The organism is Motilibacter rhizosphaerae (assembly GCF_004216915.1).
GTDB lineage: Bacteria > Actinomycetota > Actinomycetes > Motilibacterales > Motilibacteraceae > Motilibacter > Motilibacter rhizosphaerae.
Genome location: NZ_SGXD01000003.1, coordinates 135,950 through 155,169, shown reverse-complemented (window position 1 = coordinate 155,169; position 19,220 = coordinate 135,950). Strand labels below are relative to the sequence as shown.

Here is a 19,220-nt window from a genome sequence, read left to right as displayed (position 1 = left end):
GATGTTCCAGCCCAGTGCTACGCCACCGTGAGGAAGCCGTCCACCCGCACGAGGGTGTTGCGCCCGACCTTGCCGACGCCGACCTTGACGACGTGCTTGCCGGCGGGGACGGCGGCGGCCCAGAGCACCTCCGTGCCGGTGCCGCGCGAGGGGTCGACGCGGGCGACCTTGCGGCCGTCGAGGTAGACGTCGAACGGCGCGTTGCCCGGGCCGCGCGGGCCGGCGACGCCGACCGAGGTCCCGTTGAAGGTGTACGCGAGGGCGCTCCCGCGGGCCGCGGACGCGAGCATCCGGCCGCCGAGCGCGGTCCGCCGGCTGACGGGCAGCCAGATCCCGGTCCACACGCTGGTGCTCTCCGCGGTCAGCGTGACGACCGGGTGCGCGGAGGAGTTCGCGCTGCGCCCGCTGCAGTCGGTGACGGTCTGCGCGACGCTGCGCCTGCCCGGAGCGACAGCAGCGGGCACCGAGGTCGGCACGCTGGCAGCCGTGAGCAGGTCGCGGCCGTCGGCGCGGGCCGTGTAGGAGCAGAGGGCGGAGGACCCGGCGGCGACGCTGCCGCTGACGGACAGCGGGATCGCCAGCGGGCTGACCGGACCCAGGCGCAGGGTGACGGCGGCGCCGGTGAAGGTCGGCGGGACGGGCGCGGGGGTCGGCGTCGGAACGGGGACGGGTGCGGCCGCCACGGGCGCGGGCACGGGCACGACGACCGGCGCCGGGACCGGGGGCGGCGGCGGGGTCACCCGGGTCGAGCTCGCGGTCGCCACGGCCGAGGTGTTGCCCGCCGCGTCGACGGCCGCGAGTGCCACCGTGTGCGCGCCCACGGGCAGGTCGAGCATCGTCCCCGTGACGCTGCCGGCGAGCGACTGGGCGGCGCCGCCGTCGACCCGCAGCAGGTAGTGGTCGAGCCCGGAGCCGGCGTCGGTCGCGGCGGGCCAGGAGAGCTGCAGGGGGCCGATGGTCTGCGGGGGCACGGCGAGCAGGGGCACGCTCGGCGGCGTGCTGTCCGCCGTCAGCGGCAGCGTGGCGACGGTGGCGAGGCCGCCGGCGTTCCAGGCGCGGACGGCGAGCGTGACGCTGCTGCCGTCGCGGGCCGCGCCCGGGGTGACGGTCGCGCTGGTCGTGCCGGGCGGCAGGGTGGCGAGCACGGTGCTGTCGGCGAGGACCTCGTAGCGCACGAGGCCGGTCGCGTCGCTCGGCGCCGTCCACGACAGCGACACCGGCTGCGTCGGGTTGGCCCAGCCGGTCGTCCGGTCCGTACGGACCGGAGCCGCCGCCCACGCGGGAGCCGCGCTCGTGGAGGTGACCTGCACGGTCGCGCCCGTCGCGTCGGCGGAGGTGACGTTCACGGTGAGGCTGGTGCCGGGGACGGCCCAGCTTCCGCCGGCGCCGAGCGCGGGCGTACCAGCGGCTCCGGTCGGGCCCGTCGGCGTGAGGTCGAGCAGCCGCGTCTCGTCGCCGTCGACGACGCGGGCGACGAGGCCGGTCCACCCCGGGTAGCCCGCGGGCGCGGCGGTCTGCTCACTGCGTACGGAGGTGGGGGTCTCGGCGTCGAGGTAGACCGAGGCGTTCGCGCCGTCGAGCGGGATCGTGAGGCGCAGGGCGCGCAGGCCCGTACCCGTGTCGACGCCGGCGAGCGTCCACGTGCCCGGGCCGGTCACGTCGGTCACGGCGGCGGAGGGCAGAGCGCCCAGCAGCTGCGCCTGCGGCGGGGCGAGCGTGCCGAAGCCGTAGCCCATGATCTGCGAGTAGTCCTGGTAGGGCTGCTCGGTGCAGCTCGCCGCGGCGGCGAGGGGCAGCGTCCCGCAGGAGTAGGCGTTGGCGTGCCCGAGCCCGAGGTTGTGGCCGAGCTCGTGGCCGAGGACCTTCGCGGCGTACGTCTCCGACCCGGTCGTCGCCGACGGGCTTCCGGTGAGGCTGTCGGCGAGCCAGAGCACGTTGCCGCCGACCTCGCCGAGCCCGAGCCAGCCGTCGACGCAGGTGGAGTCGAGGCCGCCGGGCATCGTCGGGAAGACCACGACGACGTGCGCGGAGGTGGTGCTCGGGTTCACGCGGGCGAGGGAGAGCGCCTGGCTGGTCGGGTCGGTCGAGCAGTCGCCGGGGTCGGTCACGGTGACCGTCCGCTTGACGGTGACGCTGCCCTCGGTGACGAGGCCGCCGGTCTCGCTCGACCAGAAGCCCCACGCCTTGTCGACGACCGTGCGCCAGCTCGTCGCGGAGCGCGGGTTGGTCCCGCTGCCCCACTTGACCGGCACGATGATCGTGCTGTGCACGCCGGGCACGGTCATCGCGGAGGTGTACGCGTCGGTGACCGTCGCGCTCGACCCGCCGGTCGCGAGGGCCTGGAGCGCCTCGGTGCTGCTGCGCGCGCCGGCGACGGAGACCGCGACGTGGGTGCCGCCGGGGACGTCGCCGAGCCCGGCGCTCGCGAGGTCGACGGTGCTGGCGCCGACGCGCAGGACGTGGCGGTGCTCGGGGCCGGTGGCGCCGGGGGCGTAGTCGACGTCGACGTCGGTGACCCGGCCCTGCACGGTCGTCGCGGGCGCGGCGTCGGCGGGAGCGGCGGTGACCAGGCCAGTCACAGCCGCGACGAGCGCGAGCAGGGCGGTGCGTCTCACGCGGGGCTCATCGGCTGGTTGCGGCTGCACATGCAGCCCGCTCACCCGCACGGCCCAGCCTGTGGATGGCGCGGGATCCGAGCCCTGCACCGCTTAGGCTCGTACGTCGTGGCAGAGCGGGCGACGACGCGACCCGCCGCAGGGGTCCGGGAGGCCCTCGCGGCGGCGGTCGGCGCGCTCGGCGGAGCGGAGCGGCCGGGCCAGGTCGAGATGGCCGAGGCGGTCGCGGCGTCGATGGCGTCGGGGGAGCACCTGCTCGTCCAGGCGGGCACGGGCACCGGCAAGTCGCTGGCCTACCTCGTGCCGTCGCTGCTGCACGCGGCGGAGGGCAAGGGGCCGGTCGTCGTGGCGACGGCGACACTGGCGCTGCAGGCGCAGATCGTCGACCGCGACCTGCCGCGGCTGGTCGAGGCGGTCGAGCCGCTGCTGGGCCGCAAGCCGACGTTCGCGATCCTCAAGGGCCGCTCGAACTACGCGTGCAAGGCGAAGATCGCGGGGGTCGTGCCGGACGACGACCCCTCGGCACTGTTCTCTACGCCGTCGACGCCGCTCGGCCGCGAGGTCACGCGGGCGCGGCAGTGGGCGGCGGACTCGGACACGGGCGACCGCGACGAGTTGCTGCCGGGCGTCGGGCACCGCGCGTGGCGGCAGGTCTCGGTGTCGGCGCGCGAGTGCGTGGGGGCGCAGAAGTGCGCGTACGGCCTGGAGTGCTTCGCCGAGCTGGCCCGGGCGCGGGCGGCGGAGGCTGACGTCGTCGTGACGAACCACGCGCTGCTGGCGATCGACGCGCTGGAGAGCTTCTCGGTGCTCCCCGAGCACGACGTCTGCGTCATCGACGAGGCGCACGAGCTGGTCGACCGCGTCACTGGCGTCGCGACCGACGAGCTGACGGTCTCGATGGTCGAGCGCGCGGCGCAGCGGGCCGCGCGGGTCGTCGACGACGGGGTGGACGGGCTCTCGGAGGCGGCTGCTGATCTGTCCGACGCGCTGGCGGCTGCGGCTCCCGGGCGTTTGGCTTCCCTGCCTGCTCAGCTCGGCGACGCGCTGGTCCTGGTCCGCGACTCCGCGCGGGCGTGCCAGTCCGGGCTGCAGCGCGACAAGGACGGCGACGAGGTGTCGCGCCGGGCGGCGCGGGCGCTGGTGGACGCGGTGTTCGAGACGGCGTCGCGGATGCTGGCCTGGTCGCAGTACGACGTCTGCTGGATCTCCGCCAACGGCCCGGCCCGCTCGCTGCACATCGCGCCGCTGACCGTTGCGGGGCTGCTGAGGGAGCGGCTGTTCGCGGAGAAGACGGTGGTCGCGACGTCCGCGACACTCGAGCTGGGCGGGTCGTTCGACCTCGTCGCGGGGCATCTGGGTCTCGGTGGCTCGGACGGTCCGGCATGGACATCCCTTGATGTCGGTACGCCATTCGACCCCGCCCGCCAGGGCATCCTCTACATCGCGTCGCACCTGCCTCAGCCCGGGCGGGAGGGCGTTTCCGCTGCTGCGCTGGAAGAGTTGGTGTCGCTCGTGCGCGCGGCCGGCGGCCGCACGCTGGGGCTGTTCTCCTCGATGCGGGCGGCGGAGCAGGCGGCGGAGTACGTCCGCGGCGAGCTGGACCTGCCGATCCTGCTGCAGGGCGAGGAGGGGACGCCGGAACTCGTGCGGCAGTTCGCCTCCGATGCGGCGACGTGCCTGTTCGGGACGATGTCGCTGTGGCAGGGCGTCGACGTGCCCGGTTCGGCGCTGCAGCTCGTCGTCATCGACCGCATCCCGTTCCCGCGGCCGGACGACCCTTTGGCCGCCGCGCGACGAGATGCTGCTGGTGCGTCGGGGTTCGTCGCGATCTACGCATCGGCTGCTGCGCTTCGGCTCGCGCAGGGGGCGGGCCGGCTGCTGCGTCAGGTCGACGACCGCGGGGTGGTGGCGGTGCTCGACCCGCGGCTGGCCTCTGCCGGCTATGCGGGGTTCCTGCAGAAGTCACTGCCGCCGTTCTGGAAGACGCGGTCGCGGGAGGCAGTTCTCGCAGCGCTGCAGCGGATCGACGAGTCGGCGCCGCCGGTCCGGCCCGTACGCGGTCGGCCGTGAGCTTCGTCGCGCCGATGCTGGCTGTCGCTGGTTCTTTGCCTGCGGCTTATGAGGACTCCGCCTTCGGCTACGAGATGAAGTGGGACGGCGTACGCGCCATCGTCGTGACGTCTGCGTCTGGCGTCGAGCTGTGGTCGCGCAACGGCAACGAGGTGTCGGGCGCCTATCCGGAGCTCCGCGGGCTGGCGGGGCGTTCGCTCGTGCTGGACGGGGAGATCGTGGCGTTCGACGCTGCGGGCGCGATCTCGTTCGCTGCCCTCCAGCAACGGATGCACGTACGCGGGGCGTCTGCCGTCCGGCAGCTGATGGCCTCGGTCCCGGTGTCACTGCTGCTGTTCGACGCGCTGTCGATCGGCGGCCGGTCGCTGCTGGACCTCCCGTACTCCTCGCGGCGGGCCGAGCTCGAGTCGCTCGGGTTGTCGGGGCCGTCGTGGGACGTGCCGCCGGCGTTCTCGGGTGGAGGCGGGGCTGCGGCGCTGGAGCTGTCGCGGGCTCAGCGGCTGGAGGGCGTGCTGGCGAAGCGCCTGACGTCGGTCTACGAGCCGGGGCGGCGGTCCGCGGACTGGCTGAAGATCAAGCACTTCGCGACCCAGGAGGTCGTCATCGGCGGGTGGAAGCCGGGGGAGGGGCGGCGATCGGGCGCGATCGGCTCGCTGCTCTGCGGGCTGCCGGTGGCCGGCGGTGGGCTGCGGTACGTCGGTAACGTCGGCACGGGGTTCTCGTCGGCGGCTCTTGATTCCGCTTTGGCTTTGCTGCGGCCTCTCGAGGTCGCGGCGTCGCCGTTCGTGGACGAGGTGCCGTCGCTGCAGCGGCGCGGCGCGCACTGGGTGCGGCCCGAGCTCGTCGGCGAGGTCGCGTACGGCAACTGGACCCCGGATGGCCGGCTGCGGCACCCGTCCTGGCGCGGCTGGCGGCCGGACAAGAGTCCGGGCGACGTCGTCAAGGAGTGACGGCGCGTGGCCGGGTTCGGTCGTCCGGGTCATCGGGTTGTGGATAGTCCCGTTTGATCTTGCTGGTCTGGCTATGTTCTCGCTCCATGCGTGGAGTACGGAGTGCTGCGGCAGGACTCGCGGCTGTCGTCGTCGGGTCGCTGGCGGCGTGCTCGGGCGGGGGTGCGCCGGCCGCGGCTCCTGTTCCTGTCGGCTCGGTGACGGCGGTGGCGAGCGCGGCTGCGTCGGTGTCGGCTTCTGCGTCGGCGAGTGCGTCACCTTCCGCGTCCCCATCGGAGCATGCGGTACGGACGGCCATCGGCGCGAACACGCCTGAGTCGGCGGAGGCGTTCGCGCGGCAGTACATGGCTGAGCTCGAACACGCCTACTCCTCGGGTGACGTGACTCTGCTGCGCGGCCTCAGCGACTCGAAGTGCACTGTCTGCGCGAGATACATCGATTCCGTGAAGAAGCGCTACGGCGCGGGTGGCCGATATGTACAGACAGACTGGGATGTCAGTCGGGTCACCGCGCTCGGGATTGACGGCAATACGGGCCGCTACGTGCGCGTGTGGTTCGCCGGCCGTACAGCCTTGATTGGCGAGGACAAGAGCGGCCTTCGCAAGACGATCGAGGACCCGGGACCTGGACACCTAACGTACCTGTTTCGACTGCACGGCCACAGTTGGAAGCTTCAGGAACAGTCGGGGCGATGGGTCGCTGGCGCGTGAGTCGCCGGCGCTGGTCAGCAGTATTGGTGCTTGGCGCCCTTGTGGCCTCACTTCCGGCGGCCACTGAGGCACTTGCTGACGTGTCGGAGTGCGGCAGTGTCTGCGGCCCGGGCGGTGGCGCTGACGTCAAGGGCGGCACGGGCACCCCGGGCGACACGCCTGACCCGTCCCTCCCTGGCCACCACGCCCCCGGCCCCGTCTCCGACTGGACGGAGCACGCCTGGGTCGTCGCCTGCCCCGAGAACACCCCGGGCAACAACATCAACGTCGACTGCCCTGGCGCCCACGCGGACTGCCCGCCGCCCGACCTGCGCATGTGGCGCTGGGAGCGGCCGCACTCGGTCACCGACGGCGTGGGCGGGTGGACGCGTACCGACGCCGTCGACTGCCGCAGCCTCACCGAGCCGGACCCGCCGCCCCGGGCGACGCCCGCCGAGATCGCGGAGGCGGTGAAGCACCTGCCGTTCCCGCGGGCCGTGGTCCACGTGCAGCCGGACGACCGCACCGTGATGGGGCTGGAGACCATCTTCTGGACCCGCGTCGAGTCGCAGTCGTGGAGCGACGTCGTCGTCGCGGGTGAGGCGATCGACGTGCGGGCGTCCGCGAGCACGTACACCTGGGACTTCGGGGACGGTGCGGTCAGGACGAGCACGAGCCCGGGTGCGCCGTACCCCGACCAGGACGTCACCCACGCGTACCGCACCGCCGGCGAGACCGAGCACGTGCACGTGACGGTGCGCTGGCAGGCGGAGTACCGGCACGCGGGCGAGTCCACGTGGGAGCAGGTGCCCGACCGCATCGACGGCGAGGGACTCGTCGCCGATGTGCCCGTCGCCGCGGCGCACAGTCAGCTCATCGAAGACCCCGTGTAGCACTACCTACTGAACGGTCGGCAACAGGGGGTAGAGCGTAGGTGGACAATGCGCACGGAAGCACTACCCAAACGCTTGGTGCCCTGCTACCGTCGCCATTGGTCGCAAGGTTCGTGCGTGTCTGCTGTGAGGCTGCTCGCAAGGGAACATCACGCGGGCACGTTGGTCTCAGCAGAGGTGAGACCCCCGTGGCGACCAGAGCCAGGAAGGCCGAGGTTATGGCTCAGGGCACTGTCAAGTGGTTCCGTGACGACAAGGGTTACGGGTTCATCGAGCAGGAGGGTGGTCCCGACCTGTTCGTCCACTTCCGCGCTATCCAGGGCACGGGCTTCAAGACCCTCGCCGAGGGTCAGCGTGTGGAGTTCGACGTCGAGCAGGGCCAGAAGGGTCCGCAGGCGGTCAACGTCCACGTCCTGTAGGACGTCTTCGTCTCGCGCGCAGCCCCGCTGACCTCTTGGTCAGCGGGGCTTCGTGCACCATCGTGTGAACGCTCGCGCGCTCAGACCTTGCGCAGCACGGCCACAACCCGGCCGAGGACCGTCGCGTCGTCGCCGGGGATCGGCTCGTAGGCGCTGTTGTGCGGTAGCAGCCACACGTGCCCGTCCTTGCGCGTGTAGGTCTTGACGGTCGCCTCGCCCTCGATCATCGCCGCGACGATGTCGCCCTTGTCGGCGACCGGCTGCTGGCGCACGACGACCCAGTCGCCGTCGCAGATCGCGGCTTCGACCATCGAGTCGCCGCGGACCTCGAGCAGGAAGAGCTGCCCGTCGCCGACGAGCCGGCGGGGGAGCGGGAACACGTCCTCGATCGCCTGCTCGGCGAGGATCGGGCCGCCGGCCGCGATGCGGCCCACGAGCGGCACGTAGCTCGGCATCGGCCGGTCGTCGCCCTCGGCCGTCGGGTCGTACGCCGGGACCGCGGGGTCCGGCATGACGACCTCGATCGCCCGCGGGCGGTTCGGGTCGCGGCGCAGGAAGCCCTTCTTCTGCAGCGAGCTGAGCTGGTGGGCGACGCTGCTCGGGCTGGTGAGGCCCACGGCCTCGCCGATCTCGCGCACGCTCGGCGGGTAGCCGCGGCGCTCGACGCTGTGCTTGATCACGTCGAGGACCTTGCGCTGGCGCGGCGTCAGGCCGTCCGCGTCCGCCGGTCCGTCCGGGATCTCTCGCACGCCCACGGGTCCTCCTGCTTCCTCTGCCGACCACCCGCCCCGCGGGCGCGGGGCCGTCCCGGCACCTGCTGGGACGTGATCGACGCTACCGCCGTCGGCACCCCTGTTCAAACATCTGTTCGACTCGGCGTGTTGCTTGTCGGCGCCAGGTGGTAGAACGTACGTACGTTCGAATCGAACGTACGTACGGCTCCCAGGAGGTCGGACATGAGCACCATCACCGCCGAGCGGCACCTCGTCCTCGTCGCCCCGGTCGCGCGCGACCCGCGCGCCCGCCAGCGTCCCGCCGCGCCCGCCGGCCCCGCTGCGCGACCGACCCGGCTGACCCGCCGCGGCCGCCTCGTGGTCCTGCTCGTCGCGCTGGCCGTGCTCGTCGTCGGGCTCGCCGTGGGCGCCCAGGCCGTGGGAGCGAGCTCCTCCGGCGGCCCCGCCACGCAGTGGGTCGCGGTGCAGCCGGGCGACACCCTCTGGTCGATCGCCGAGCGCGCGGAGCCCGGCCGGGACACCCGTGACGCGGTCGCGACGCTGGTCCGGCTCAACGGCCTCCACGACTCCGCACTGGCGCCCGGTCAGCTGCTGGCGGTCCCCGCTTCGCGCTAACCGGCCCGGGAGTGGGATGGTGGGGTGTGGACCCTCTCGCTCGTCACCCCGTCCTGTGGCACGTCGCCTTCACGGAGTCGTGGCCCAGCATCCAGGAGCACGGCCTCCTCAGCGCCGCCGCGATCGTGAAGCGCTGGCAGGTGCCGGCCGACCAGGCTGACCAGCTGCTCGCCCAGCGCCGGCCCGAGATCGTGCGCCTGGAGCACCCCGTGCACGGGGTGGCCGTGCTCCGCGACCAGGCCCCGATCCAGGAGAGCCGGCTGCAGTCGGACCTGCGCGACGGGATGACGGTCGAGGACTGGTTCCGGCTGCTCAACAGCTTCGTCTTCCTCTACCCGACCGAGGAGGGCGCGCGTCAGCTGGCCGAGAAGTACTCGGAGCAGGCTGACGTCACCCTCCTGCGGCTCCGGACCTCGAGCCTGCTCAACGAGTACCGCTCGACCCTGCGCCTCACCTCCATCAACACCGGCGCCACGCGCTTCTCCGTCCCGCGCGGACGCGCAACGTTCTCCTCGGTCAACGGGTTCCGGAAGGACCGGGTCGCCGAGGTGGCGGTCCAGGAGCAGGTCTACGACCTCGACGCCCACCTGCTGAGCGTGGAGCACCTCCCGCAGCAGGTCGCGGCGGAGTAGCCGCCGACGGCCCTGGAGCCGTCCCCAGGAGCCCGGTTCCGCTGCTGCGGACCGGGCTCCTCGCTGTCCGGAGGGGCCGGTGGGCGTCTCTCACTGCGCGTGATCAGGGCCTCTACCTGCAGCGATGCGGAGGCTCTCCGCGACACGCCGCTGGGTGCCGCGCCCGCCTTGACAGCCGTAGGGACGACGGGCGTAGGGTCCCCTACATCTAGTACTTACAGCCGTGTAGTTCTCCACATCTGGTCCCCAGGATGTCCGCAGGTTGTCCCCAACCTGGTGCACAGGGACCGCGGAGGACCATCCGGAACCACCCTCGAGGAGGCGTCAGATGCACTGCCCGTTCTGCCGCCACCCCGACTCCCGCGTCATCGACAGTCGCACCCTCGACGACGGCACCGGCGTGCGCCGGCGTCGGCAGTGCCCGGAGTGCGGCCGCCGCTTCACGACCATGGAGAGCGCGAGCATCGCCGTGGTCAAGCGCTCCGGCGTCACCGAGCCGTTCAGCCGGCCCAAGGTGCTCGCCGGGGTCCGGAAGGCCTGCCAGGGCCGCCCGGTCACCGAGGACGACCTGGCCCTGCTCGCCCAGCGGGTCGAGGAGACCATCCGGGCCTCCGGCTGCGCCGAGATCGACGCGCACGAGGTCGGCCTGGCCGTCCTGGAGCCGCTGCGCGAGCTCGACGAGGTCGCGTACCTCAGGTTCGCCAGCGTCTACCGCGCGTTCGAGTCGCTCGAGGACTTCGAGGCAGCCATCGCGCTGCTCCGGGCGGAGCGCGAGGCCCTCGGCCTCGAGCCCGCCGCCACCTGATCCACCAGCTCCACCGCACAGCCGCAGGACCCGGCGCTCCGGCGCCCACAAGCAACCAGCCCCATCGGGAGTGCCAGCGCTCCCGTCGTTGTTGACACGTCCAGGAGGACCGTCGTGACCGAGACGTCGAGCGAGCGCAAGCCCGAGATCGTCAGCAGCAAGCCGACGATCAAGCGCCAGCGCCGTGGGGGAGCGGGTGTGGCGATGGAGCGCATCTACACGACTCCGGGCGTGCACCCGTACGACGAGGTGACCTGGGAGCGGCGCGACGTCGTCCAGACCAACTGGAAGACCGGCGAGACGATCTTCGAGCAGAAGGGCGTCGAGTTCCCTGACTCCTGGTCGATCAACGCCTCGACGATCGTCACGACGAAGTACTTCCGCGGCGCGCTCGGCACCGACGTGCGCGAGTGGAGCCTCAAGCAGCTGCTCGACCGCGTCGTGCTGACCTACACCAAGGCCGGCAAGGACTTCGGCTACTTCGCGACCGACGAGGACGCGGAGGTCTTCGAGCACGAGCTGACGTGGATGCTGCTGCACCAGGTCTTCTCGTTCAACAGCCCGGTGTGGTTCAACGTCGGCACGAGCTCGCCGCAGCAGGTCAGCGCCTGCTTCATCCTCTCCGTCGACGACTCGATGGACTCGATCCTCAACTGGTACCGCGAGGAGGGGCTGATCTTCAAGGGCGGCTCCGGCGCGGGCCTCAACCTCTCCCGCATCCGCTCGAGCAAGGAGCTGCTGTCCTCCGGCGGTACCGCGAGCGGGCCGGTCTCCTTCATGCGCGGTGCGGACGCCTCCGCGGGCACGATCAAGTCCGGTGGCGCGACCCGCCGCGCGGCGAAGATGGTCGTCCTCGACGTCGACCACCCCGACATCCGCGAGTTCGTGCAGACCAAGGCGCGCGAGGAGGACAAGATCCGCGCGCTGCGCGACGCCGGGTTCGACATGGACCTCGGCGGCGCGGACATCACCTCGGTGCAGTACCAGAACGCCAACAACTCGGTCCGGGTCACCGACGAGTTCATGCGCGCGGTCGAGGCCGGCACGGAGTTCGGGCTGCGCTCGCGCACCGACGGCAGCGTCATCGAGACGGTCGACGCGCGGCAGCTGTGGCGCGAGATCGCGCAGGCGGCGTGGGAGTGCGCCGACCCCGGCATCCAGTACGACGACACCATCAACGCCTGGCACACCAACCCCGAAACCGGCCGCATCACCGCGTCCAACCCGTGCTCGGAGTACATGTCGCTCGACAACTCGTCGTGCAACCTCGCCTCGCTCAACCTCATGAAGTTCCTGCGCGACGACGACACCTTCGACGCCGAGACCTTCAAGAAGGCCGTCGAGGTCGTCATCACGGCGATGGACATCTCCATCTGCTTCGCGGACTTCCCGACCGAGCCCATCGGCGACACGACCCGCAAGTACCGCCAGCTCGGCATCGGCTACGCCAACCTCGGCTCGCTGCTCATGGCGACCGGCCACGGCTACGACTCCCCCGGGGGCCAGGCGCTCGCCGCGACCATCACCTCGCTGATGACCGGCACCGCCTACAAGCGCTCGGCCGAGCTCGCCGGCGTCGTCGGCGCGTACGAGGGCTACGCCCGCAACGAGGCCGCCCACAAGCGCGTCATGCGCAAGCACGCGGCGGCCAACGACCTGATCCGTACGCTCGACGCGACGGACGGCGCGGTGCACGCGCTCGCGACGCAGGTGTGGCAGGAGTCGCTCGCGATCGGCGAGAAGAACGGCTGGCGCAACGCGCAGGCCTCGGTCCTCGCGCCCACCGGCACCATCGGCTTCATGATGGACTGCGACACCACCGGCATCGAGCCCGACTTCTCGCTGGTGAAGTTCAAGAAGCTCGTCGGCGGCGGCTCGATGCAGATCGTCAACCAGACGGTGCCGCGCGCGCTGCGCAAGATGGGCTACACGCAGGAGACCATCGAGGCGATCGTCGAGTACATCGCCGAGCACGGCCACGTCGTCGACGCCCCCGGCCTCAAGCGCGAGCACTACGAGGTCTTCGACTGCGCCATCGGCGAGCGCGCGATCGCGCCCATGGGCCACGTGCGCATGATGGCCGCGGTGCAGCCGTTCCTCTCCGGCGCGATCTCGAAGACGGTCAACATGCCGGAGACGGCGACCGTCGAGGAGATCGAGGACGTCTACTTCCAGGGCTGGAAGTACGGCCTGAAGGCTCTCGCCATCTACAGGGACAACTGCAAGGTCGGCCAGCCGCTCTCGGACGGCAAGGCGAAGAAGGACGCGGCTCCGGCCGCTGCCGAGGTCGCCGCGCCGGCTCCGGTCGTGGAGTATCGCCCGACCCGCAAGCGCCTGCCGAAGTCGCGCCCGTCGCTGACGACCTCGTTCCGCGTCGGCGGCGCCGAGGGCTACATGACGGCCGGGTCCTACCCCGACGACGGCCTCGGCGAGGTCTTCCTCAAGCTTGGCAAGCAGGGCTCGACCCTCGCCGGCGTGATGGACGCCTTCTCGATCGCGGTGTCGATCGGCCTGCAGTACGGCGTGCCGCTCGAGACCTACGTCGAGAAGTTCACCAACCTGCGCTTCGAGCCGGCAGGCCTCACCGACGACCCCGACGTGCGCATGGCGCAGTCGATCATGGATTACATCTTCCGTCGCCTCGCGCTCGACTACCTCGACTTCGAGACGCGCTCCGAGCTTGGCATCTACACGGCCACGGAGCGATCGCGTCAGCTCGAGACCGGGTCGTACGAGGAGGTCGCCGACACCTCCGGTGACCTCGAGGACGAGCTGGAGACGTACGCGCAGTCGGCTCCCGTGGCTCAGGCTCCCGCTGCGCCCGCTCCGAAGGCGGCGGCTCCGGCTCCCGTGACAGTGCACTCGTCGGCCGAGCTCATGCAGCAGCAGTACGGGCTCACCGCTGACGCGCCGCTGTGCATGAGCTGCGGGACGAAGATGAGGCCGGCTGGATCGTGCTACGTGTGCGAGGGGTGCGGGAGCACCAGCGGCTGCAGCTGATCGAGCCTGCTTGAGACGACAGGTCACTACATGAGCCAAGTCGACGCTACCGACCTTTGTGGGTGGTTGCGTGCCACCTGCGGAAGTTACAGCTACCAGCTGACAGGTGTCCTGCGCTCCTCCAACACGGTGGATCTGGCATGGCCACTCATCGCAATTGACGCGGCCGACCTCGCCTCTCAGCTCGCGGACAGGGGGCAGTTGATGCCGCTGCCCAAGGAGCCGGCGGCATTGGCAAACGTTCTTGAAGTGAGCATTGTTGATTTCCTACTCGATCGCGTGGTGCGGGTCGCTGGCGCCGGGGCCCGGCGAGGAACCGAACGAGGCTATCCAGATTTGGAGATCTTTGGCTCCGCGTTCGGTGGCGGCTTCCACGCCGTCGACGTCAAGATTGCGCAGCGGAAAGTTCTGAAGCGGAAGGCGAGCACACAGACACAAAGCAGAATCACGTTGTACACGGGAAACACGTACTTCAGGTACCCCGACGTCCAATGGCCCGGAACCTTCCGGGCATTTAGGGAATACGCTAGCCATCTCGACGTTGTTGGTATCTATACCCTTGATGACACCTCTCCGGGTAGAGTTCGCGATTTGGAGATAATCGTCCAACCCCCTTGGCGGATTGCGAGCAAACAACGCTCTTCGACGACCAGGGAGTACATCGGAGCCGTGATGGGTCTCGAGGACCTGCGGAGCGGTACCGGAGAGTTCTCGTCAGAAGCAGAATTCTATCGCTTCTGGAAAGCGTACAAGTTTAAGATCGGACCGGCCGTCCAACATCAACTCGACAAAATCATCGCCGAGCGGAGTTCATCGCCTGATACCCCGCCGCCAACCGAACCCCTATTCTGAGCGATGGAGTCCCTCATGACCACGGCACCAGTAGCCGTCTCGCTTTTCTCTGGTGCTGGTGGACTTGACCTCGGAGCTGAAAACGCTGGCGCACAGGTTGCGGCCGCCGTCGAGCACAATCCGGACGCGGTGGCCACAATGGAGAAGAACTTCACGCATCTCCGCGGCGGGGTGATTCAACGGGACATTTTGCAAACGTCGACCGAAGAGCTGCTAGGGGCAGCGGAGGTCGACGCGGTTGGTGGTCTTGATCTACTTATTGGTGGACCCCCCTGCACGCCGTTCTCTAAGAGTGGCTTTTGGCTGGAGTGGAAGCGCGCCGGTCTCGATCCGGGGGCCTCCCTCTTGCAGGCGTACACCCGCGTACTCGCGGAGTCGCGGCCGCGGGCCTTCGTGCTCGAGAACGTCTACGCTCTCACCTACAACAATCGTGCGTCGCGGCCTGCCTATGAGCGGCTTCAGCGCGAGATTGCTGAAGCTGGTTACGATTTCCACGCCCGCGTGCTGAACGCAGCGGATTTCGGTGTACCGCAGGCAAGACCCAGATTGTTCGTCATCGGTGTCCCAGAAGGCCACCGTCTTCCCGACTTCCCAGAGCCAACGCACGGTGGTTCATGGGAGCGGCGGCAGTCGGGGAAATCCGGTAAGCCCCATGTGACCACGGGCATGGCGCTTGAAGGTGTAATTGCAGATCCTGAGCCGGAGGAGGTGTTGCGCGGACAGTATGGGCACCTCCTGGAGGAAATTCCGCCAGGCGACAATTACCTATACTTTACTGCTCAACGAGGTTACCCTGCTCCGAAGTTCGAGTGGCGGAGTAGGTACTGGTCCTTCCTGCTGAAGCTGCACCCCGACAAGCCTTCTCCAACCATTCAAGCACAGCCTGGACCGAACGTTGGCCCCTTCCACTGGGACAGCCGTCGACTACGGGTCCCGGAGGTGAAGAGGCTATTCACGTTCCCAGACGAGTTCGAGTTCGTGGGGTCTCGCAGCAGTGTGCAGGCTCAGCTCGGAAACTCTGTCCCTCCGTTGCTCGCTCAGAGGGTGGTTGAGTCCGTCCTGCAGGTCTTGTAGGGTCAATCAACTGCCTCCGTCAGAGCTATCCGAGACTAGGAGAACGCGTTGAAGGCTGAAGAGATCGAAGCGGGTAGGCTCTTCAGCAGCGATCAGCAGCTCATGATTCCGCTCTGGCAGCGGCACTACAGCTGGGAGCGGACTCAGCTGCTGGAACTGTGGTCCGACTTGGAGCGTGTCCAGGCAGAGGGACTGCCCAGTCACTTTTTGGGCAGCATCGTCTTGAAGGCGCTTCCGTGGTCCGGGCTTCCAAGCGAAGCGCGCCGGTTTCTCGTTGTCGACGGGCCAGCAGAGAGTAACGACGCTCACGATCCTGATCTGCGCTATTCGAGATCGATTGGGACAGCTGGATCCGCCAAGCGGCGAGGAGTCCTGGCGTGATCCCTACACAGCACAACTGCTTCTGAATACGAATCTCCAAGCTGGTCATCGTGAGCGCCTGGTCTTGCAGGAAAAGGATGCGGCGCTACTCAGACCGATTGTTGAGGGCACCTGGGGTGGCGGGGAGAGTAGCCTTGTCGAGTCGGCCTACCTCTTCTTCAGGGAGCGCCTCGGCTCGCGAAGTAAGGAGGAGATCCTCGCACTTCTTTCCGTGGTGCTGGTCAAGCTCTCCGCGGTTTGGGTGACACTGCAGGACGGCGACAATGCACACCGCGTCTTCCAGACCCTAAATGCTGGCGGCAAGAAGCTCAAGCAGTCTGATCTGGTGAGGAACTACTTCTTTCTGCTGCTCGGTGAACTCGGGAATGAGTTCTACGCTAGCCATTGGCGGCTTCTCGAGCGGGACCATACCGATCGGGAACTCGAGGAGTACCTCGTCGCGTGGACTATCAGCCAGGGGCACTCTGGAGGCAAGGACTCTCTTTTCAATTACTTTCATAAGGACCTGCTCCCAAACGAAGGGTCTCCGAGCGAGATCCTGCGGTATGGCGAAGACCTTGTCTCCACAGTGCGCCTTTTCGACTGGATCAGGCGGCCGGATGACAGTAGCTTGAATGAAGCCTGCAAGCGGAGTCTTTCAGACCTGCGCAATTGGGGTCCGCTGCCCGCCGAGGGACTTATCCTCTGGCTGCTCCGCGGCTACGCCGCCAACTGGTTGTCGATGAGTGACCTTCACGAGGCTCTCGAGATCATTCTTTCTTTCGTGGCGCGGCGACAACTCGCTGGCTTTGAGCCGAACCTGCACAAGTCGATCTTTGTTGCAGTCACGCGAAAGCTTCACTCGGGGCGGAGCGATGAATCGAACGGCACCTCGATTGTGGAGCACTTGCACTACCTCCTTTCCATCGGTGAGGAGGTGCGTACCTGGCCAAGTGACGAACTGGTGAAGGCGCGAGTCCGCTCGACGCCGGTCTATACCGAAAGTCGCGCCGCGTGGGTCTTCGTGCTTCTTGATCGCATCAATCGCCAGTTGTTCGACAATGTGAAGCACGCGCCACCTCCTCTCAATCGAGCTAAGTATTCAGTTGAGCACGTCCTGCCGCAGAACCTCAGTGAGCGGTGGGTGGAGGATCTTCGTGAGTGGGGTGTGGACAACCCTCTACAGCTGCATCAGGGTCTGCTGCACGTGCTAGGCAATCTCACCTTGACGCCTATCAACAGCGAACTCAGCAATCTGCCCTTCGCTGTGAAGCGCGAGAAGCTTCAGGATGATTGGTTGAGATTGAACTCGGACATCAGCGCGGGGAGTACCTGGACCCGCCATCGCATAGATGAACGGTCGTCCAGTCTCGCACAGAAGGCCTGTGCCTCTTTCGTTCCCCCCTTGAACGGAGCAGAACTGTTGGCCGCCAGCGCCAAGTTCGGCGCGTCGCGTGAGCAAGCTGCGGACTTATCGCTCCAGGTTGACACAGATGACGTCGAGATCTGAGACGAAGTAATTCGCGATCAGACCTGGGTGGTTGCGGGCTGCCTGGGCGGTTCCCCAGACCCCCAGGTCGGTCAGGTCTCCGCCCGGGTCGGCGGTCAGACAGACCTGCGCACAGAATCAGAAGCGGACAGTCTCGCCGTCCCTCAGTGGATGAGCCCCCGGTTCCGTGCCTGCGGCAGCCACTCGGGGTACTCGGCGAGCATCAGGTCGAACAGCTGCTCGTCGCTCAGCGCTCCGGCGTCGTTCGCGGCGAAGAAGTTGGCGTTGTCGATGAGCCGTCCCGGGACCTCGCTGTCGAGGCGGTGCAGGTACTCGAACTTCTCCCGCCCGACGCCCATGAACTGCCAGAAGATCCCCTCGCGGCTGGCGGCGACGAGCTGCCGGGTCGCTTCGGTCTTGCTGTCAGGGTTGCCGTCGGTGATGAACATGACGTACGCGGGAAACTCCGCTGCCTGCGCTTCCTTGCGGAAGAGGCCACGGCGTACGGTCGGGCTCTTGTAGTGCTCGCGGATCAGCCGCATGACGGCGGCGTAGTTCGTCGTCCCCATGCGCCGGCCCTCGACGAGCCGGTCGACGCCGTTCTGGTAGTTGTCCAGGGTGAGCTCGCCGGCGTACTCGGCGCTGCTGTGGAAGAGGAAGACGTCGATGGCGCCGTCGTCGTCGAGCCGGGTGGCGAGGGCGAGGACGCGCTCGGCGAGCCGCTGGACGGTGCCGTCCTGGTAGAGCTTGCGCATGGAGCCGCTAAAGTCGAGCGCGAGCGCCATCTTCGCGGTGTGGCCGGTGAGGTCGCGCTTCTGCAGGCTGACGTTCGCGGTCTTGGCGAGCGAGACGAGCCCGGGCGCCTGGGCCTCGAGCTTGTCGAGCGAGACCGCCATCAGGCCACCCCGACCCCGAAGTCGAGCGCGATGCCGCGCAGGCCGGACGCGTACCCCTGGCCGACGGCGCGGAACTTCCACTCGCCGCCGTGCCGGTACAGCTCGCCGAAGATCATCGCGGTCTCGGTTGAGGCGTCCTCGGTGAGGTCGAACCGCGCGAGCTCGCGCCCGGTCGGCTCGTCGACGATGCGGATGAACGCGTTCTGCACCTGCCCGAAGTTCTGCCGCCGCGCGTCCGCGTCGTAGATCGACACGACGACCACGACCTTGCTGACCTCGGGCCCGAGCGCGGCCAGGTCGACGATCACCTGCTCGTCGTCGCCCTCGCCCTCGCCGGTGCGGTTGTCGCCGGTGTGCCGGACGAGGCCGTCGGGGCTCTGCAGGTTGTTGAAGAACACGAAGTACGCGTCGGAGAGCACCTTGCCGCTCGCGCCGCAGACGACCGCGCTCGCGTCGAGGTCGAAGTCCATGCCGGTGGTCGCGCGGACGTCCCACCCGCAGCCCACGACCACCGAGGTCAGGCTGCCGCCCGCCTCCTTGCTCAGCGAGACGTTGCCGCCCTTGGCCAGACTGACGCCCATCCACGCCTCCGTGTCGCTGCCGACTGTCCTCGCAGCCTAGCCAGCGCGGCTGGGGGAGGCCTGTCAGTGGCCCCGCCTAGCCTCCCGGGCGTGCAGCTCCCGCCCGCGCCGCCCGCCTCGTCCGAGGCCGTACGACGCGTGCTCTCCCGCAACCGGCGTCGCGACACCGCGCCCGAGCTCGCCGTGCGGCGGGCGCTGCGCAGCCTCGGCATCGGCTACCGCGTCGACTGGAGCCCGCCGGGGACGAGCCGGCGTCGACGCGCGGACATCGTCGTACGACGCGGCCGCGTCGCCGGGTTCGTTGACGGCTGCTTCTGGCACTCGTGCTCGGTTCACCTGCACATGCCGAAGGCCAACGCGGAGTGGTGGGAGCTCAAGCTGGCTTCGGTCGTGGCTCGGGACCGGGACACCGACGCGCAGCTGCTCGCGGCGGGGTGGCTGCCCGTCCGCGTGCGGGAGCACGAGGACCCCGAGGACGCGGCGCTGCGGATCGCGCTCGCGGTGGAAGAGCGGAGGGCCAGCGCGTGAGCTTGGTCCGCTCGGGGG

General features: G+C 69.2%; 18 protein-coding genes. 14 read left to right on the top strand and 4 right to left on the bottom strand.

The features are described 5' to 3' along the window. Nucleotides 1–17: 17 nt before the first annotated feature. Nucleotides 18–2,615, bottom strand: coding sequence for a zinc metalloprotease (locus EV189_RS11460; protein ID WP_130493117.1), 2,598 nt, complete (start codon nucleotides 2,613–2,615; stop codon nucleotides 18–20). A 108-nt stretch (nucleotides 2,616–2,723) separates the two neighbouring features. On the opposite strand from EV189_RS11460, the gene EV189_RS11455 reads away from it, so the two are divergent. From EV189_RS11455 to EV189_RS11435, 5 genes are all read left to right on the top strand, one after another. Next, complete coding sequence (locus EV189_RS11455; RefSeq protein WP_231116303.1) at nucleotides 2,724–4,685, top strand: ATP-dependent DNA helicase; 1,962 nt, start codon at nucleotides 2,724–2,726, stop codon at nucleotides 4,683–4,685. Beyond that, complete coding sequence (ligD, locus tag EV189_RS11450) at nucleotides 4,682–5,635, top strand: non-homologous end-joining DNA ligase (RefSeq protein ID WP_231116302.1); 954 nt, start codon at nucleotides 4,682–4,684, stop codon at nucleotides 5,633–5,635. The genes EV189_RS11455 and ligD overlap by 4 nt, the downstream gene beginning before the upstream one ends. 197 nt (nucleotides 5,636–5,832) lie before the next feature. Continuing rightward, nucleotides 5,833–6,345, top strand: coding sequence for a DUF6318 family protein (locus tag EV189_RS11445; RefSeq protein WP_130493115.1), 513 nt, complete (start codon nucleotides 5,833–5,835; stop codon nucleotides 6,343–6,345). 80 nt (nucleotides 6,346–6,425) lie between these two features. Further along, on the top strand, nucleotides 6,426–7,217 hold the full coding sequence (locus EV189_RS11440; protein WP_130493114.1) for a PKD domain-containing protein: 792 nt from the start codon (nucleotides 6,426–6,428) through the stop codon (nucleotides 7,215–7,217). Between the two features lie 218 nt (nucleotides 7,218–7,435). Next, nucleotides 7,436–7,636 (top strand): cold-shock protein, encoded by a 201-nt coding sequence (locus EV189_RS11435; protein ID WP_130493113.1) that lies wholly within the window; start codon nucleotides 7,436–7,438, stop codon nucleotides 7,634–7,636. Between the two features lie 80 nt (nucleotides 7,637–7,716). Here the strand turns inward: EV189_RS11435 and lexA are convergent, their stop codons facing one another. Next, nucleotides 7,717–8,391, bottom strand: coding sequence for a transcriptional repressor LexA (gene lexA / locus EV189_RS11430; protein WP_231116300.1), 675 nt, complete (start codon nucleotides 8,389–8,391; stop codon nucleotides 7,717–7,719). A gap of 201 nt (nucleotides 8,392–8,592) precedes the next feature. On the opposite strand from lexA, the gene EV189_RS11425 reads away from it, so the two are divergent. From EV189_RS11425 to EV189_RS11390, 8 genes are all read left to right on the top strand, one after another. Next, nucleotides 8,593–8,985 carry a LysM peptidoglycan-binding domain-containing protein gene (locus tag EV189_RS11425; RefSeq protein WP_130493111.1) on the top strand — a complete coding sequence of 131 codons (393 nt, stop codon included), beginning with the start codon at nucleotides 8,593–8,595 and terminating at the stop codon, nucleotides 8,983–8,985. A 26-nt stretch (nucleotides 8,986–9,011) separates the two neighbouring features. Then, a complete protein-coding gene (locus tag EV189_RS11420) occupies nucleotides 9,012–9,617 on the top strand; it encodes a DUF7002 family protein (RefSeq protein ID WP_130493110.1) in 606 nt (201 codons plus the stop codon). A gap of 328 nt (nucleotides 9,618–9,945) precedes the next feature. Beyond that, nucleotides 9,946–10,422 carry a transcriptional regulator NrdR gene (gene nrdR / locus EV189_RS11415; RefSeq protein ID WP_130493109.1) on the top strand — a complete coding sequence of 159 codons (477 nt, stop codon included), beginning with the start codon at nucleotides 9,946–9,948 and terminating at the stop codon, nucleotides 10,420–10,422. A gap of 204 nt (nucleotides 10,423–10,626) precedes the next feature. Continuing rightward, nucleotides 10,627–13,422 carry a vitamin B12-dependent ribonucleotide reductase gene (locus EV189_RS11410; protein ID WP_130493730.1) on the top strand — a complete coding sequence of 932 codons (2,796 nt, stop codon included), beginning with the start codon at nucleotides 10,627–10,629 and terminating at the stop codon, nucleotides 13,420–13,422. 30 nt (nucleotides 13,423–13,452) lie between these two features. Continuing rightward, on the top strand, nucleotides 13,453–14,274 hold the full coding sequence (locus EV189_RS11405) for a type II restriction endonuclease (RefSeq protein WP_130493108.1): 822 nt from the start codon (nucleotides 13,453–13,455) through the stop codon (nucleotides 14,272–14,274). Between the two features lie 15 nt (nucleotides 14,275–14,289). Next, entirely contained in the window at nucleotides 14,290–15,348 is a 1,059-nt protein-coding gene (locus tag EV189_RS11400; protein ID WP_130493107.1) for a DNA cytosine methyltransferase, read from the top strand. A gap of 102 nt (nucleotides 15,349–15,450) precedes the next feature. Beyond that, entirely contained in the window at nucleotides 15,451–15,729 is a 279-nt protein-coding gene (locus tag EV189_RS21145; RefSeq protein WP_407938138.1) for a DUF262 domain-containing protein, read from the top strand. Further along, the gene (locus EV189_RS11390; protein ID WP_130493105.1) at nucleotides 15,623–17,218 is read left to right on the top strand and encodes a DUF262 domain-containing protein; all 1,596 of its coding nucleotides are present in this window, start codon (nucleotides 15,623–15,625) and stop codon (nucleotides 17,216–17,218) included. The genes EV189_RS21145 and EV189_RS11390 overlap by 107 nt, the downstream gene beginning before the upstream one ends. Before the next feature lie 143 nt (nucleotides 17,219–17,361). Here the strand turns inward: EV189_RS11390 and EV189_RS11385 are convergent, their stop codons facing one another. Further along, nucleotides 17,362–18,093, bottom strand: a complete 732-nt coding sequence (locus EV189_RS11385) for a VWA domain-containing protein (protein WP_130493104.1) — start codon at nucleotides 18,091–18,093, stop codon at nucleotides 17,362–17,364. Continuing rightward, the gene (locus tag EV189_RS11380) at nucleotides 18,093–18,674 is read right to left on the bottom strand and encodes a TerD family protein (protein ID WP_130493103.1); all 582 of its coding nucleotides are present in this window, start codon (nucleotides 18,672–18,674) and stop codon (nucleotides 18,093–18,095) included. The genes EV189_RS11385 and EV189_RS11380 overlap by 1 nt, the downstream gene beginning before the upstream one ends. Before the next feature lie 90 nt (nucleotides 18,675–18,764). On the opposite strand from EV189_RS11380, the gene EV189_RS11375 reads away from it, so the two are divergent. Continuing rightward, nucleotides 18,765–19,202, top strand: a complete 438-nt coding sequence (locus EV189_RS11375; RefSeq protein WP_231116297.1) for a very short patch repair endonuclease — start codon at nucleotides 18,765–18,767, stop codon at nucleotides 19,200–19,202. The last annotated feature ends 18 nt before the right edge of the window (nucleotides 19,203–19,220 follow it).